We start from the raw sequence: 16,749 nt of genomic DNA on the forward strand, positions 1-16,749 counted from the left end.
CGGGGCGGTCGGGAGCGGGGGCGGCCGGAGCGGGGGCGGCCGGGGCCGACGGAGCCGGAGCGGCCGCGGCCGGAGCCGCGGCGGGCCCTCCGACGACGAGTCCGGAGGCCAGCAGCAGTCCGGTGAGCGCTCCGGGGAGCAGGGCGGGTCGTGGTCGCATGGTCGTCCTCTGGGTCGGTCCTCGCTGAGTGCCCCGAGCGGCAGCGGGCGGGGCACGAGCTCCCGCCGACCACCTCGCCGCTGAGGAGTCGGCCGATGTTACCGTGAACATCCGTACAGGAACGGGCCGATGTCCCTTAGAGGCGGCCCCTTTCCGGGTGGGGACCAGAAATACCGGAGGCCGGGGGCGCACCCCCGGCCTCCCATGCCGATCAGATCTCGGTGTGCCCCAGATCCGCCGCGTCCAGCAGTCGGATCTCGGCCTCGGCGAACGCCTCGAGCTCGAGCACGACGACCTCGTTCCGCCCCGCCCGCGTCACCGGCGACGGCACGATCAGCGTGCGCTGGGGCCCGCGCCGCCAGTAGCGGCCGAGCAGGAACCCGTTCACCCAGACCAGGCCCTTGCCCCAGTGCAGCGTGTCGACGAAGAGGTCGGACGGGGCGTCCAGCTCGAACGACCCCGAGGCGAGCGAGGGCCCAGCCGCGAAGCCCTCCGCGGCCCCCGCGAGCGAGGGCAGGCGCGACACGTCGAGCGCCCGGGCCGTCCAGCCGGTGAGGGGTGCCCCGTCGAGCTCGAGCCCGCCGATCAGCCCCTTGTGCTCGCCGATCCGCACGCCGTAGTTCACGCGCCCCTGGTTCTCGACGAGGATCGCGAGCGCCCCGCGGCCGCGAGGCAGCGTCAGCGCCCGCTCGTGGTTGTCGCGCGCGAGCACGCCCACGGGTGAGCCGTCGAGCAGCACCCAGGCGCGGTCGCGCACCTCCTCGCCGACGACCAGCCGGGCGGGGGCGTCGGAGGAGTCGAGCACGGTCTCGAAGAGCACGAAGCCGTCGGCGTGGCCGAGCTCGTCGAAGGACGCCATCGCCTCGAGCGCGGTCGCCTCGCCGAAGGCGTCGAGCCCGAGCAGCGCGGGGCCGGGGAGCAGGGGCGCGGTGAGCGCGGGCGACGGCGTCCGCGGCGCGGGCACCTCCTCCGGTACCGGCGCGTAGCGCGCGATGACCTCGCGGAACGCCCAGAACTTCTCGGTCGGGTGCCCGGCCTCGTCCAGCGGTGCGTCGTAGTCGTAGCTCGTGGTGATCGCGGCGTAGCGGCCCTTGTCGTTCGCTCCGCTGGTCAGGCCGAAGTTCGTGCCGCCGTGGAGCATGTAGATGTTCACGGAGCCGCCCACCGCGAGCAGCGCGTCGAGCTCGCGGGCCGAGGCGTCGGCGTCCGTCGTGTGGTGCTGGGTGCCCCAGTCGTCGAACCAGCCGCACCAGAACTCCATGCACATCAGCGGGCCGGTCGGCTGGAACTCGCGCAGCGTCGCGAGGCGCTCGGGCGTGCGCGAGCCGAACGAGCCGGTCAGGTGCAGGCCGGGGAGACTGCCGTCGGCGAGCATCTGCGGCGTCGGCTGGTCGATCGTCGTGAGCGGCACGGTGACTCCGGCGTCGCGCGTGACGCGCACGAGTTCGGCCAGGTACTCCTTGTCGGAGCCGTACGCCCCGTACTCGTTCTCGATCTGCACCAGCACGACCGGCCCGCCCCGGTCGATCTGCCGCGGCGCGACGATCGCGTAGACCTCGCGGAGGTACTCGCTCACCGCGGCCACGTAGTGCGGCTCGGACCTGCGGACGCCCACCTCGGGGTCGCGGAACAGCCAGGCCGGGAGCCCGCCGTTGTCCCACTCCGCGCAGATGTAGGGCCCGGGCCGCACGATCGCGTGCATGCCCTCGGCGGCGACGAGGTCGAGGAAGCGGCCGAGGTCGAGGCCGCCCTCGGCGCGGAAGGAGCCGCGGACCGGCTCGTGCGCGTTCCAGGCGACGTAGGTCTCGATGGTGTTCAGGCCCATCAGCCTCGCCTTGCGGATGCGGTCGGCCCAGAGGTCGGGGTGCACCCGGAAGTAGTGCAGCGCGCCGGACAGGATCCGGTGCGGCCGTCCGTCGAGCTCGAAGTCGGTGGCGCCGATGGCGAAGCGGCTCTCGGGTGCGGTGGTCATGATCATCCCTCGGATCAGGAGAAGCGGGTGGTACGCGAGGAGGCCGGCCGGAGCGATCCGGCCGGCCTCCCTTGGGGGCTCTGACTTACTCGGAGACCGTGAAGCCCTGCTCGTTGCCGTACTGCACGAGCTTGCCCTGCCAGTCGGCCAGGCCGTCGTCGAGGCTCGTGCCGTTGGCGTAGGCCTGTCCGACGGTGTCGCCGAACACGCTGTTCGCGTAGACCTGGTAGGGCAGGTAGGACCAGCCCGGGCGGACGTCCTCGGAGGCCTGGGTCAGCACCTCGTTGATCTTCTGGCCGCCGAAGTACTCGGACTCGGCCGAGACGAACTCGGGGTCGGTCAGGTCGGCGGTGGTCGACGGGAATCCGCCGCTCTCGAGGAACACGTCGACCGAGGCCGGGTCGCTGTTCAGCCAGCGCAGGAACGCGGCCGCGAGGGCCGGGTTCTCGCTCTGCGAGGTGACCGACTGGCCGCCTCCGCCGTTCTCGGCGCTGACGGGGGTGCCGTCGTAGGTCGGGATCGGCGCGACGGCCCAGTCACCGGACGCGTCCGCGACGCTGGACTCGAGCACGCCGGGCATCCAGCGCCGGTGATCAGCGAGGCGATCGATCCGTCGCCCAGGCCCTTGTACCACTCGTCTCCCCAGCCGGGGGTGTCCGAGAGCAGGCCCTTCTCGACGAGCTGGTTCCAGACGCCCGTCCACTTCTTGGTGCCCTCGTCGGCGACGTCGACGGTGATGTCGGTGCCTTCGAACTGGAAGGCTGGCCGCCGGCCTGCCAGATCATGCTGGTCGCGAAGCCCGCGTCGCCGGTGTCGGCGGTGATGTACTTCGTCGGGTCGGCGGTGTGCAGCTTCTCGGCCGCGGCGACGTACTCGTCCCACGTGGTCGGCACGGCGATGCCGTACTGGTCGAAGACGGTCTTGTTGTAGAACATGGCCATGGGGCCCGAGTCCTGGGGGAGGCCGACGAGCTTGCCGTCGACGTTCACGCTGCCCCACGTGGAGGCGCTGAACTTGTCCTCGAGGTCGCCGAGACCGTACTGCGAGAGGTCGAGCAGCGAGTCCGACAGGGCGAACTGCGGCATGGCGTAGTACTCGATCTGCACGACGTCGGGAGCGCCCGAGCCGGCCTTGATCGCGTTCTGGAGCTTGGTGTACTCCTCGGTGTTCGTGCCGGCGTTGACCAGCTCGACGTCGACCTCGGGGTAGGCCTCCTCGAACGCGGCGACCTGCGCCTCGGCGCTGGGGGTCCAGCTCCAGTACGTGATCTTGCCGCCGGCCTCGAGGGCGGCGTCGAGGTCGGCTGCAGTGCCGCCCTCAGCGCTGGTGCCACCTCCGCCGCCGGGGGAGGGGGCGGAGCAGGCGGCCAGCGAGCCGGCGGCCAGGGCGGCCGCGGCGGCCACGGTCAGGGTCCGCCGGAGGGCGGAGCTCGTGAACTTCATAGGGGGGATCCCTTCACTTCTTCGTGCTGCGGGTGGTGGCGGCCGGCGCGGGTGCTCCGGCTGCAGGGGGGAGGTCGGAGGGCGTCAGCCCTTGACGCTGCCGGCGCTCAGCCCGGACTGCCAGAAGCGCTGGAGTCCGAGGAAGGCGACGACGATGGGGATGATCGTGAGCAGCGAGCCCGTGATCACCAGGTTGTAGATCGGCTGCGCGCTGACGCCGGTGGCCTGGGCGTTCCACTGGTTCAGGCCCACGGTGAGCGGGTACCACGACGGGTCGCTCAGCATGATCAGCGGCAGGAAGTAGTTGTTCCAGGTCGCGACGACCGAGAACAGCAGCACGGTCACGATGCCCGGCGCCAGGAGGCGGATCGAGATCGTGAAGAACGTGCGGAACTCGCCCGCGCCGTCCATCCGCGCCGCCTCGAGCAGCTCGGTGGGCACCGACTCGACCGCGTAGACCCAGACCAGGTAGAGGCCGAAGGGGCTGATCAGCGAGGGGATGATGATCGCCCACGGGGTGTTCGTCAGGCCCAGCTGGCTGAACATGAGGAACGTCGGGACGGCCAGGGCCGTGCCGGGGACGGCGATCGCTCCGAGGACCACCGCGAAGACCGCCTTGCGGCCGGCGAAGCGGAACTTCGCGAGACCGTAGCCGGCGAGCGTGGCGAGCAGCGTCGCTCCTCCGGCGCCGACGACGACGTAGAGGAGGGTGTTGCCGAGCCAGCGGAGGAAGATGCCGTCGCGGTAGGTCAGCGTCTCGGCGATGTTCTGGAAGAAGACGAAGTCGCCGTCGAACCAGAGACCGAAGCTCGAGAGCAGCCCGGCCTGCGTCTTCGTCGCGTTGATGACCAGCCAGGCCAGCGGCACGAGGCTGTAGAGGATGAACGCCGACATCAGCAGGGTGAAGGCGATCGACTTCTTGGGGTGCACGGACGATCCGCGGCGGGGAGCGCGGCGCGGTCGGCTCGAGCGGGGGGCGGTGGGTGCGGTCGTGACGGCCATCAGTTCTCCTTGCGCGCGCCGCGGAGCTGGACCACGTAGGCGATGATCGCGGTGATCACGCCCATCACGATCGCGACCGTGGCCGACGCGTTGTACTGCTGACCGGCGAAGGACAGGTTGTAGGCGTACATGTTCGGCGTGAAGTAGGTGGTGATGATGTTCGGCGCCAGCGTCCGGAGGATGTTGGGCTCGTTGAACAGCTGGAAGCTGCCGATGATCGAGAAGATCGTGGCGATGACGATGGCTCCGCGCAGGGCGGGCAGCTTGATCGAGCGGATGACGCGCATCGGGCCGGCTCCGTCGATCTCGGCGGCCTCGTAGAGCTCGCCGGGGATCGTCTTGAGGGCGGAGTAGAAGATCAGCATGTTGTAGCCGACGAACTCCCACGTCACGATGTTGCCGATCGAGACCAGGATCCAGTCGCGCGAGAACGGAGCGACGACGTCGGAGCCGAGCAGGTCGTTGACGTTCGCCGCGAGGCCGAAGTTGTCGCCGTAGATGAAGCCCCACATCAGAACCGCGACGACGGCCGGGACCGCGTAGGGGAGGAAGACGACGATGCGGAAGAAGCCGGTGCCGTGCAGGCGGCCGCTGTCGATCGCGAGGGCGGCGACGAGGGCGAGCACCAGCATGACCGGCACCTGGACCGCCAGGAACAGGACGACGCGGACGAAGCCCTCCCAGAAGTTCGCGTCGCCCAGCAGCGTCAGGTAGTTGTCGAGGCCGACGAAGGCGGTGCCGCCGACGAGCTGCTCGCGGAACAGGCTGAGGTAGATCGAGTAGATCACCGGAGCGATGAAGACGAGCAGGAAGACGACCAGGAAGGGGGCCACGAAGGCCAGGCCCTTCCACTCGCTCTTCGCACGCGAGCGCGGCACCTGCTTCAGGGGCGGCGCGGGCGGGTCGACCTCGCGCAGGGGGACGGGTGGAGACGTCGTCGTCATCAGTGACTTCCGTTCGATTTCGGCCACGGTGGGGGAGGCGGCGTGTTCACGTCAACATGGCAGATCGCCACCGTATCATGTTCACGTCAACACGTTCAGTATCGATCGGATCACGGTGGTTTCCCGTACGGGCGCCCCTGGTCGGCCCGATTAGGTTCGGCGACGCGCTATAAACGAGGGACCATGGCTGCCGACGCGACTCCGACGACGAGCACCGCCCCGCGTCGCCGCGGGCCCTCCATGGCCGACGTCGCCCGGCTCGCGAAGGTGTCCGGCCAGACCGTCTCGCGCGTCTCCAACGGGCGGTCGAACGTCGACGGCGAGACCCGAGAGCGGGTCCTCCAGGCGATGCGCCAGGTCGGCTACCGCCCCAACAGCGCAGCCCGGGCCCTGCGCACCGGCCGTTTCCACAGCATCGGCGTGATCATGTTCACGCTGTCCTCCTTCGGCAACATGCGCACCCTCGACGCGATCGCCGTCGCCGCGGCGGACGCGGGCTACTCCATCACCCTCATCCCGGTGCCGCACCCGACGCAGGGCGAGGTCTCGGTCGCGTTCCACCGGCTGAGCGAGGAGGCCGTCGACGGGGTCATCATCATCGTCGAGGCGCACCTGCTCGACGAGGCCGACATCGTGCTGCCGCCCGAGCTGCCGGTCGTCGTGGTCGACTCCGCCGGCGACGACAAGCACTCGGTGATCGACACCGACCAGATGTCGGGCGCCCGCCAGGCCGTCGAGCACCTGCTCGACCTCGGGCACCGCACCGTGCACCACATCTCGGGCCCGCCGCGCTCCTACTCGGCCGAGCGCCGCCGCGAGGCATGGGAGGCGACGCTGCGCATGCGCGGCGCGGAGGTGCCCGAGGCGCTCGTCGGCGACTGGTCCAGCGCGTCGGGCCACCGACTGGGCGTCGAGCTCGCCGCCGACCCCGCGGTGACCGCGATCTTCGCCGCGAACGACCAGATGGCGCTCGGAGTGCTGCGCGCGCTGCACGAGGCGGGTCGCGCGGTGCCGGGCGAGGTCAGCGTCGTCGGCTTCGACGACATGGAGGAGTCGGCGAGCTTCTGGCCGCCGCTCACCACGGTGCGCCAGTCGTTCGCCGACACGGGCCGCCACTCCGTCGACATGCTGCTGCGCGAGCTCGAGACGGGCGAGCGCACCGGGGCGACGCTCGTCCCGACGGGCCTCGTCGTCCGCGCCAGCACGGGGCCCGCCCCGGCCTGAGGGCGTCGCTCCCGGTCCGCCAGCGTCGAGTCGCCCGGAAGGGCTCGTGCCGGCGGCGTGTCGGGAGCCCTTCCGGGCGACTCGGCGACTCGCGGCGGCGGCGCGGGGGTCGAGGCGGCGCCGTCAAGGGGACCGGGCGCGCGGTGTGCGCGTCGGTACTGTGGACGTCGTCCCGGTCGAGCGGCCGGGCGAGACGATACGGGAGAAGAACATGTCGGTCGGTCTGCTCGCGGTGGTCGATGACATCCTCACCGCCGCCCTGAAAGCCAGCGCCAAGACCGCGGGAGTCGTCATCGACGACGCGGCCGTCACTCCGCAGTACGTGCAGGGCCTGACGCCGGCGCGCGAGCTGCCCGTCGTGTGGAAGATCTCGCTGGGCAGCCTCTTCAACAAGTTCGTCATCATCATCCCGCTGGCGCTGCTGCTGTCGGCCTTCGCGCCGGCGGTGCTGCCGTTCCTGCTGATCATCGGAGGCGCGTTCCTCTGCTTCGAGGGCGCCGAGAAGGTGTCGGAGTGGTTCGGGCTGCACCACGCGCACGAGGAGACCGAGGCGCGCGACGAGAAGAAGCTGGTCTTCGGCGCGATCCGGACCGACCTCATCCTGAGCACCGAGATCATGCTGATCGCGCTCGACGGCCTCGACCCCGACTTCGGCTTCGGGCCCACGCTCGGAGCGCTCGCGATCATCGGCCTCGGCATGACCGCGCTGGTCTACGGCGCCGTGGCGCTGCTGGTGAAGATCGACGACGTGGGCCTGGGGATGATGAAGAGCCCCTCGCGCGGAGTCCGTCGCGCCGGCGTCCGCATCGTCGCGTCGATGCCGTTCGTGTTCCGCGTGATCAGCATCATCGGCACGCTCGCGATGCTGTGGGTCGGCGGGCACCTCGTGATCGCGAACCTGGCCGAGACGTTCTGGCACGGACCCTACGACCTCGTCCACGTCGTGACCCACGCGGTCGAGGCGGCGGGCCCGGTCGTCGTGTGGCTGGCCGACACGTTCGTGTCGATGATCTTCGGCCTCGTGCTCGGAGCGATCATCGTCGCGATCGTCACCGGCGTCTCGGCGCTGCGCCGCAAGGGCGCGCCGGCGCCGTCGGCGCACTGAGCGCGGGCGGCCGCGGCGCCTTGCCCTGCAGATCGAGTAGCGCGCGGAGCGCGCGTATCGAGATCCGCGACGTCCCGGGAGTGCGTGGGTCTCGATGCGCCCCTGCCGAGCTGCTCGGCCGGCAAGGTCGGCGTGTGGAACCTCGGCCGAGAGTGCTGCTCAGCCACGATGGTGACTGACGGGTGCTCCTGGCTGACGTTCTGCGGCGGCAGTGCTCGGCCGCGCGCCGCGCTCCTCTCCGGGCGTCCGGGTGCTCCTCTGCTGATCGAGTAGCGCGCGGGGCGCGCGTAGCGAGATCCGCGAAGTCTCGGAGTGGGTGGGTCTCGATACGCCCCTGCGGGGCTACTCGACCAGCAAGGGGGACGGCGGCCGGCGTCCCCGGAACGCGGCCCGCCGCTCATCCGTCACGAACGGCCGTCCCGGGAGCTGAGGGGCGGCCCTCTTCGACGGATCAGTCGGCGCCCGCCGACGATGTGCGCTCGCGCGCCACCTCTATGCGGTGAACGGCGCTCCACGTCGGGTGCTCCTCTGCAGATCGAGTAGCGCGCGTATCGCGATCCGCGATGTCCGGGAGGGGAGTCTCGAGACGCCCCTCCGGGGCCACTCGACCTGCGGGCGCAACGACGTGACCGCCCCCGCCCGGAGGGGCGGAGGCGGTCACGGGCAGTGCGTCGGCCGGAGCGTCAGCCGCAGGAGCGCGCCGAGTAGGTCGCGGGGACGACCGTGGTCACGGTCTTCCCGTCGACCACGGCGGTCGCGGTGACGGACGCCTGGCCCTCGGTGACCGAGGCGGCCCGCGTCGAGAACGCGGCGGCCGCGCTCTTGCCGGGGGCGACTCCGGTGAACTGCTTCGAGCCCCACGACGAGGCCGTGGTCAGCGACACCGGCACGGCCGAGTCGTTGCGCGCGGTCACCGTCAGCGTCACCTTGCCCGAGATGCAGCGCGTGGACGCCGTCACCGTGAGGGCGAGCGCGGCGGGCTGCCGCAGCTCCACGGTGACCCGGGTGGTGCTGGTCCGCGAGCCGTCGGCGGACGTCACCGTGACGGCGCCGACTCCGTTGGTCGCGGTGCTGGGCTGGGTCACGCGGACCGTCGCGGCCGAGTCGGTGGCGACGGCGGCGAGCACCGGCATCCGGGTGCCCTCGACGACGACCGCGTACTCGGTGCGCGCCGGGTCGAAGCCGGCCACGCCGACCCCGTCGAGGCGCAGGGCGCCGAGCGTGCTCACCGAGGCGGGCACGGCCACCTTGTCGGCCGCGTCGAACAGCTGCACCTCGGACACGATCATGTGCGTGTTGGCGTAGGCGTTCATCACGACGCGGAAGCCGGTCGCGGTGACCGGGGCGAACGACGCGGTGTACGTCGGGGCTCCGCCGGCGGGGGACTCGACGGGCTGCGCCGTCTCCCAGCCGGGGACGGAGGTCCAGACGCCGTCGGCGCCGCGGGCCTGCAGCTGGATCGACTGCGCCCAGCTGTTGGTGCCGTCGCGGTAGAACTGCACGCTGGCCTTCTCGACCTGCTTCGCGGCCGGGAAGGTGTAGGTCAGCGTGCTCTGGGTCGCCTTGTTCGACGCGACCCAATTCGACCAGCCCTTGTCGCCGAGCACGCCGTTGCGGGTGCGCTCGGGTCCGTAGCCCGACTCGGACGACGACGCGGTCGCGACGATGCCGGCATCCGGGTTGAAGTTCCGCGGCGTCCCCGCGGTGACCAGCACCGTGAGGGTCGCGGGCAGCGTCGCTCCGTCGGCGGTCGCCGTGCCCGCGATCCGGACGGATCCGGTCTGCGCGAGCGAGGCGGTGGTCAGCGGGGTCCAGTCCCACGTGACGGGCACCGGGAAGGTGCTGGCCGAGGCTCCGACGCGGGCCGGGACCGTGGTGGGGGCGGCGGCGCGGACGGCCGTGGTCGCCGCTCCGGTCGCGACCGTCACCGACACGGGGTCGGTCGCGGTGAGTCCGCCCACGTCGACGAGCGCCGTGACGGCGATCGACTGCCCGTAGAGGTCGGTCGCGGTGCCGGGCACCTCGACGCGGCCGGCGGTGCCCCATGCGGAGGACGCCGGCTGCTGCCAGGTCACCGCGACGGGTGCGCCTGCGCCCCACTGGTACTGCGGCGTGACGGAGGCGGGCAGGGTCGGCGCGACGCCCACCGTGGTGCGCACCGGGACGGTCTGGGTCGCGAGCGGCGCGAGGTCGCGCAGCTGCCACGACTGGTTCGCTCCGCCGTTCGAGCCGTAGACGCCCACCGCGGTGTTCTCGGCGGTCGACTGGCCGTTGACGTCGAGCGAGAGCCCGAGCGCCTCGTTGACGAGGGTGTAGCGGACGCCGTCGGTCGTGTTGACGATCCAGCGGGTCGCGGGAGCGGCCTTCGCGGTGGCGACGGAGACGCTGCGCAGGTCGGTGCCGGCGCTGGTCGCTCCGAGCACGCGTCCGTCGGCGTTCTCGAGGACGACGCGACGGGTCGCCTCGCGCTCGCCGGCCGGCACCTCGTGCACGGTCCAGGTCTGCTTGGCGGCGGTGGCGGAGTCGGTCGCGACCGTGGTGATCGCGGTCGACGAGGTCGTCGCGGTCAGCGCCTTGCTGCTCTGCGTGCCGACCAGCTGGTAGTCGTGGCCGTCGCGCAGGGCGGGGGCGGTGTCGGCGACTCCGGAGACGCCGTCGATCGAGAAGGTGGTGACCGACTTGGCGGGCACCGTGACGGTCGCGGTGCGCGCCTCGCGGTCGATCACGACGGGGGCCTTCTCGACGAGCGCGTTGCCGGTGGGGGCTGCGACCGAGGCGGCCTGGGTCGTGACGTAGGGCGTGACGTCGGCGCCCTCGGCGATCGTGCCGAAGCGCGAGAGGTCGAGGGTGACGGTGCGCTCGGCGGTGGTGGTGTTGGTGTGCACGACGGTCGCGCCGGAGCCGTCCGCGCGGGTGGCGGCGGTGGTCGCGGCGTCGTCGACGGCGATCAGGTGGTCGCCCTCCTGGATGAACTTGGTGAAGTTGCGGATCGTGTTGAACTTCGAGTTCGTCTCGACGCCGCAGACGGGAGCCTTGGTCGAGTCGCCACCGGCGTCCGCGACGCGGCGCACCGACTTCCAGACCTCGGCCCCGCCCTCCTGGTAGGGCTTGCAGTCGAGGTCGATGAACACCGAGCCCCAGTTGAGGTTCTCGCCCTTGGGCGGAGCCTTCTCCATGTTGTAGTAGTCCTCGACGGGCTGCCAGAGCACCCACGCCTTCGGCTCGAGCTCGCGGAGGTCGTCGGTGATCCGGCCGGCGATGCCGAGGCCGTTCTCGATGCTGGTGGGGTTCCAGCCCTGGACCCAGTTGCCCTCGATCTCGCTCATCCACAGGTCCTTGTCGGCCTGCTTGGCGAGGTCGCGGACCGCGAGGCGGTCGCCGGTGCCGTAGGTGTGGACGTTCATCCGGTCGACGAGATCGCGGGCGGACTGCGGGTAGGCGGCCCAGTTGGTCTTGAAGATGCTGGGGTTGGTCTCGTCCATGGCGGCGATGCCGGCCTCGGAGTCGGAGGCGGCCAGGGCGGCGGCGACGTCGGGGAGCAGGCTCACCTGGGCCGCGGGGCCCATGTGCATGCCCTCCTGGCGGCCGCCGGTGGGGACGCCGTTGGTGAGCGTGGTGCCCCAGTAGTTCGTGTTCGGCTCGTTGAACGGGTCGAGGGTGTCGAACTCGATGCCGTACTCGGCCTCCATCCGCTCGGTGACCGTGGCGAGGTACTCGGCGAACTTCGCCTCGGCGGCGGGCTTGAGCTGCTCGGCCGTCGAGCTGAAGCCGCCCGAGACGTAGCCGCTCTCGGTCATGAAGTACGGGGCGGAGTTGGCGAACGACTCCCAGTGCGTGATCTGCTGCTCGGCGGCGAGCTTCTCGACCCACCAGCGCTGCGTCTCATCGGCGGTGAAGTCGTAGGAGGCGGGGTCGGAGGGGTCCCACTTCGCCAGCAGCGCGTCGCGGTCGGCGAGGTTCGTGGAGGTGCCGCCGTAGACGGACGGATCGCCGGTGGGGTTCTTCGCCCACCAGCCCTCGACGGCGCCGCCGGGGCGGAGGTAGTCCTTCACGTCGGAGGCGTTGCCGCCGCCGATGTTGTAGCGCGCGATGTTGAGGTCGAGGCCCTCCTCGCCGAACACCTTCTGATAGAGGTCCTCGCGGAGGGCCTCGGGGTAGTTCCCGGTGGCGTTCGCGAACCAGACGAGGCTGGTGCCCCATCCCTCGTAGGCCTCTCCGGAGTAGGCGGGGTTCGGGGTGATGCGGACCCCGTCCGCGGCCTCGGCGGGAGCGGCCGCCGTGGGGAGGGCGAGCACCGCCCCGGCGGCCAGTGCGGCGCTCGTGGCGAGCGCGGCGAGTCGTCTAACGGACATCGACATTGATGCTGTCTCTCTTTCGCCAGTGAAAAGCGGCGCGTGTTCGCGTGAACACGTCCGGACGGCCCACGCTACATGTTGACGTCACCATGCGGAAGGAGGACGGGTGCCGGGATCGCCGACGGGGCGCGACTCCGGTTCCGACTGCGCGAGATGCCACTGCGGTACAGGTACTCCGGCGTATCGCGAACCGGAGTGGCATCTCGCGGGAGGCGGACGGGGTCAGGGGTGCTCGGGCGGGTCGCAGGGCTCCGCGGCGGGGTCGACGTGGTGGACCAGCACGGTGTGGCCGACGTGGGCGAGGCCGAGCTCGAGGAAGTCGCGCACGTGGGCGTCGGCGAGGGCGTACGAGGCGGTGCGGCCCTCGCGGCGCACCTCGACCACGCGGTGCGAGCGGAGGAGCCGCAGCGCGTGCGAGGTCGCGGACGGGCTCAGCCCGCTGCGCTCCGAGAGCTCGCCGACGCGCAGGGGGCCGCCGAGCAGGGCGAGCAGGATCCGCATGCGGCCCGGGTCGCCGAGCAGGCCGAACACGTCGGCGAGGTCGGCGACGGCTGCGTCGGACGGGAGTCCGTGCGCGTCGGGTGCGGAAGGGGTCACGGCTGCTCCGTCCGGGTCGGGTCGCGTCGCCCCGGGCTCAGATCGCATGCGCCTGCTCCGGGAACTCCTCCGGCTCGCACTGGATCGTCGCATGGGCGACTCCGTGATCCTCCCGCAGAACGGCGAGCACCGCGCTGAGCACCTCGCGGTAGTCGGCGTCGGGCGCGACCACGATGTGGCCGCTGGCGCTCTCCATGCCGGACGTGATGGTCCAGACGTGCAGGTCGTGCAGTGCGAGCACTCCGGGCACGGCGCGGACGTCGCGCTCGATCGCGTCGACGTCGAGGTGCGCCGGCGCCGACTCCATCAGGATGCCGAGCGCCTGGCGGGTCAGAGACCAGGTCCGCGGCAGGATCAGCAGCCCGATCAGCACGCCGACCACCGGGTCCGCCCAGGCCCAGCCGGTGGTGAGCAGCACGATCGCGGCCACGATCACTCCGACCGAGCCGAGCGCGTCGCCGAGCACCTCGAGCGAGGCTCCGCGGAGGGTGATGCTCTCCTTCGCGCCGGCCGAGAGCAGGCGCAGGCTCACCAGGTTGACCAGGAGCCCGACGATCGCCGTGACGAGGAGGGGCAGTCCGGGGACCGCGGGCGGCTCGGCGAAGCGGCGCACCGCCTCGACGATCACGAAGGCCGCGACACCGAAGAGGAGGAGCCCGTTGGCGAGCGCGGCGAGGACCTCGAGGCGGTAGGAGCCGTAGGTGCGGCCGCGGGCGGCCGGGCGGGCGGCGAGCGAGATCGCGGCCAGGGACATGCCCAGGGCGATCACGTCGGTGCCCATGTGCGCGGCGTCCGAGAGCAGGGCGAGGGAGCCGGTGCTCAGGCCGACGACGAACTCGACGACCATGAACGCGGCGGTGAGGACGAAGGCCGCGAGGAGGGGGCCGCGGTGGCGCGCGGCCGCGGATCCGCTCGCTGCTGATCCGCCCGCCGCGGGGCCGTGGGAGTGCCCGGCGCCCATGGTCAGGCCGCTCCTGAATGCCTGTTCATATGAACAGTCTTGCACATGTCGCTGCGTCAGCGGAGGGGCGGACCGTCCCAGAGGGTCTCGAGCGGGTCCTCGCGGTCGACGCCGTCGAGGTGCTCCCGGTGGCGCCGCTCCGCCTCGGCGGCCGAGATCTCGCCGCGCTCCTCCGAGGCGCGGATCGCGGCGGCACGACCGCCGTCGCGGGTGAGGAAGGGGTCGGCGGGAGTCGCACGGCGCACGCCGTCGCGGCGGTCGAACGAGCGGGCGCTGATGCCGGTGACGGTACCGGAGGAGGCCAGGAGGGCGAGGGCGACCGAGTCGGCGGCCCGCCAGGCCGCTGCGCTGGAGCGGCGCTCGACGGACACGGGGCCCTCCGCCGTCTCGAGGGTCAGCTGCTCGACCTCGGGGAGCAGGTGCAGGATCCGCACCGCCGCGTCGAGGGTCTCGGGGGGCACCGACTCGACCGAGCCCGAGTACCGGGGCGACCACTCGTCGTCGGTCGGGAGGTGGCGCCGCCACTCGTCCATCGCTCGTCCTCTCCGCTCCGCGCGCCCAGGGGAGGACGGCACCGGGGTCTCGGGTGCTCTATACGGGCGAATGTATCCGAACGGTTCAACGATGTCACGATCGCGCGCGCGATCAGGTCTTCTTCCCCCCACAGCTGGGGCGACCCGACCGGGGGGTGGGCTCACCTCGGGGTGAGTGCGGGGTCGGAGGGCGGGTGGCGGCTCGCGGGACAGGAGACACGAGAGACGGGGATGTCCGCTGTCAACCGTGAGGGGTGTCTCGCCGCCGACGTTCTGCAGTGAGGCGGGTGGCGGTCAGCGGTCTCTGCGGCTGACGCTCTGCGGCCGCTGTCCTGCGGCCGACGTTCTGCGGCGAGCCGCGAGGCGGTCAGCGGCTGTCGCGACGGAACCGGGCCTCGCGGCTCGCGAGATGCACCCCGAAGCCCGCCACTCCGACGGTGAAGGCGGCGAGCACGCCGAGGAACGCGATCTCGATCCCCGCACCGACGGCGAACGCCGAGACCAGAAGGGCGATCGCGGCGACCGCGACGACGACCAGGCCGGCGATCTCACCGGCACCGGCGCCCGAGGAGGGGCTGCGCTCGTCCGTCATGCCGCCAGCCTGCGGGGCGGGAGGGCGCGGCGCAAGGACCTCGAGGGGGCACCGGGGTGAACAGCGGGCCGCTCCCTCCGGGCGACCTGTCGGGAAGTGCGGGCGCTGAGCCGCGCGGAGCGCGGGCGGGTGCCTGCGGTGCGGTGCCTGGTCGATCCACGTGCCCCGGGGTGACCCCGGAGAGGACGGTGCAGCTCGTGCATCGTCCGCCTCGCCCGGAGGGAGCGGTGCCGCCCAGCCTAGGCTGGTGCAGGGGGTTCGCATGCGAGGTCGGGACGCGCTCGTCGAGGCGCTCGTGCACGCGTTCCTCGGGGCGGAGTGGACGCACGACGCCCTGCGCGCCGCGGCGGCCGACTCCCTCGGCGCCCGACGGCGCTGGCTCGGACCGCTCGTCACGCGCGTGCTCGTCGCGTTCCCGCATCCGCCGGTCGACGCCCCGCGCGAGCTCGGGTGCTGCATCGCGGCGCTGCTGCCGGACAGGGCGCAGCCCGTCGTCGCGCACCTCGCGCCGGTCGCCGCGAGCGCGGCCTCGTCCTCGTCCCCGGTGCCCCGGATCGACGGGATCGCCGATCTCGCCGCGCTGCTCGGGCTGAGCGTCGACGCCCTGGACGGGCTCGCCGACGCGGGGTCCTGGAACCGCCGGGCTCCGGAGGGGCGGCTGCAGCACTACGACCACGTCTGGCGGGAGCGGCCGGGCAGGGTCGCGCGCCTGCTCGAGGTGCCGCGCGGTCGCCTGCGCGCGGTGCAGCGCACGGTGCTGGACGAGATCGTGGGCCTGGCGCCGGTGCATCCCGCCGCGCACGGATTCGTGCCCGGTCGCAGCGCCATCACCGGGGCGGCGGAGCACGTCGGCAGCGCGGTCGTGGTGACGCTGGATCTGCAGCGGTTCTTCGCGCAGGTGACGGCGCCGCGGGTGTTCGGGCTGCTCCGCCGGGAGGGGCTTCCGGAGGCGGTCGCCTACACGCTGACGGGGCTCTGCACGCACGCGGTGCCGGTCGCGGTGCTGCGGCGGCTGCCCGAGGGCGGGTCCCCGGAGGAGCGCGCGGGGCTGCGGCGGGCGCTGACCCTGCCGCACCTGCCGCAGGGCGCGCCGACGTCGCCGGCGCTCGCCAATCTGGCGCTGCGTCGCCTGGATGCGCGGCTCACCGGGTACGCCGAGGCGGCTGGCGCGCGCTACACCCGGTACGCCGACGACCTCACGTTCAGCGGCGACGAGCACTTCGCGCGGCGGGCCGAGGCGTTCGCGCGCGGGGTGCAGCGGGTGGTGGAGGACGCGGGGTACGCGGTGAATCCGCGGAAGACGCGGATCCGGCGGGCGTCGGTGCGGCAGAGCGTGACCGGAGTGGTGGTCAACGTGCGGCCGAACGTGCGGCGGGCCGACGTGGACCGGCTGCACGCGATCCTGCACAACTGCGCGGTGCACGGGCCGGCGGGGCAGAACCGCGCGGGGGTCGAGGACTTCCGGGCGCACCTGCTGGGGCGGATCGCGTGGGTGGCGGCGGTGAATCCGGGTCGCGGGGCGTCGCTCCGGGCGGTGTTCGACCGGATCGAGTGGAGCTGAGGGGCGCGCGCCGCGCTGATCCGTCGCAGAGGGCCGACCGCGGGGTGAGGTGCTGACCCGTCGCGAACGGCTGTTGTGCTCACTGCAGGCGGACGCGATCCGTCGCGAACGGCCGTCGCGTGGCGGTTTGGCCGGCCGTTCGTGACGGATGACCGCGCCCTGCGAGCGTGTGTGGCTGATCCGTCGCGAATGGCTGCTGCTCTCACTGCTGGGTAAACGATTCGTCGCGAACGGCCGTCGCGTGGCAGTCGGTCCGACCGTTCGTGACGGGTGACCGCACGTTCCCTGCGTGCGGGTGGCG

General features: G+C 72.2%; 11 protein-coding genes and 1 pseudogene. 3 read left to right on the top strand and 9 right to left on the bottom strand.

What is annotated here, in order from left to right:
- Positions 1-371 precede the first annotated feature (371 nt).
- From B0T42_RS13550 to B0T42_RS13565, 4 genes and pseudogenes are all read right to left on the bottom strand, one after another.
- Positions 372-2,132, bottom strand: coding sequence for a glycoside hydrolase family 35 protein (locus B0T42_RS13550; RefSeq protein ID WP_077223618.1), 1,761 nt, complete (start codon positions 2,130-2,132; stop codon positions 372-374).
- A gap of 85 nt (positions 2,133-2,217) precedes the next feature.
- Positions 2,218-3,574, bottom strand: a pseudogene (locus B0T42_RS22760) (ABC transporter substrate-binding protein).
- 84 nt (positions 3,575-3,658) lie between these two features.
- Positions 3,659-4,468, bottom strand: a complete 810-nt coding sequence (locus B0T42_RS13560; RefSeq protein ID WP_235576899.1) for a carbohydrate ABC transporter permease — start codon at positions 4,466-4,468, stop codon at positions 3,659-3,661.
- A 107-nt stretch (positions 4,469-4,575) separates the two neighbouring features.
- A complete protein-coding gene (locus B0T42_RS13565; RefSeq protein WP_077223594.1) occupies positions 4,576-5,520 on the bottom strand; it encodes a carbohydrate ABC transporter permease in 945 nt (314 codons plus the stop codon).
- 183 nt (positions 5,521-5,703) lie between these two features.
- On the opposite strand from B0T42_RS13565, the gene B0T42_RS13570 reads away from it, so the two are divergent.
- Positions 5,704-6,744, top strand: coding sequence for a LacI family DNA-binding transcriptional regulator (locus B0T42_RS13570; protein WP_077223595.1), 1,041 nt, complete (start codon positions 5,704-5,706; stop codon positions 6,742-6,744).
- A gap of 211 nt (positions 6,745-6,955) precedes the next feature.
- Positions 6,956-7,849: a DUF808 domain-containing protein gene (locus tag B0T42_RS13575; protein WP_077223619.1), complete on the top strand. Its 894-nt coding sequence runs from the start codon at positions 6,956-6,958 to the stop codon at positions 7,847-7,849.
- Positions 7,850-8,532: 683 nt separating this feature from the next.
- Here B0T42_RS13575 and B0T42_RS13580 read toward each other — a convergent pair.
- From B0T42_RS13580 to B0T42_RS13600, 5 genes are all read right to left on the bottom strand, one after another.
- Positions 8,533-12,201 carry an RICIN domain-containing protein gene (locus tag B0T42_RS13580; protein WP_139344520.1) on the bottom strand — a complete coding sequence of 1,223 codons (3,669 nt, stop codon included), beginning with the start codon at positions 12,199-12,201 and terminating at the stop codon, positions 8,533-8,535.
- 225 nt (positions 12,202-12,426) lie between these two features.
- On the bottom strand, positions 12,427-12,801 hold the full coding sequence (locus tag B0T42_RS13585) for an ArsR/SmtB family transcription factor (protein WP_236720288.1): 375 nt from the start codon (positions 12,799-12,801) through the stop codon (positions 12,427-12,429).
- A 37-nt stretch (positions 12,802-12,838) separates the two neighbouring features.
- On the bottom strand, positions 12,839-13,762 hold the full coding sequence (locus B0T42_RS13590) for a cation diffusion facilitator family transporter (RefSeq protein WP_077223598.1): 924 nt from the start codon (positions 13,760-13,762) through the stop codon (positions 12,839-12,841).
- Positions 13,763-13,818: 56 nt separating this feature from the next.
- Positions 13,819-14,295, bottom strand: a complete 477-nt coding sequence (locus B0T42_RS13595) for a hypothetical protein (protein ID WP_077223599.1) — start codon at positions 14,293-14,295, stop codon at positions 13,819-13,821.
- Between the two features lie 367 nt (positions 14,296-14,662).
- A complete protein-coding gene (locus B0T42_RS13600; protein ID WP_077223600.1) occupies positions 14,663-14,887 on the bottom strand; it encodes a hypothetical protein in 225 nt (74 codons plus the stop codon).
- A 262-nt stretch (positions 14,888-15,149) separates the two neighbouring features.
- On the opposite strand from B0T42_RS13600, the gene B0T42_RS13605 reads away from it, so the two are divergent.
- Positions 15,150-16,448, top strand: coding sequence for a reverse transcriptase family protein (locus B0T42_RS13605; RefSeq protein ID WP_077223601.1), 1,299 nt, complete (start codon positions 15,150-15,152; stop codon positions 16,446-16,448).
- The last annotated feature ends 301 nt before the right edge of the window (positions 16,449-16,749 follow it).

The organism is Rathayibacter rhapontici (genome assembly GCF_001995175.1).
Classification (GTDB): Bacteria; Actinomycetota; Actinomycetes; order Actinomycetales; family Microbacteriaceae; genus Rathayibacter.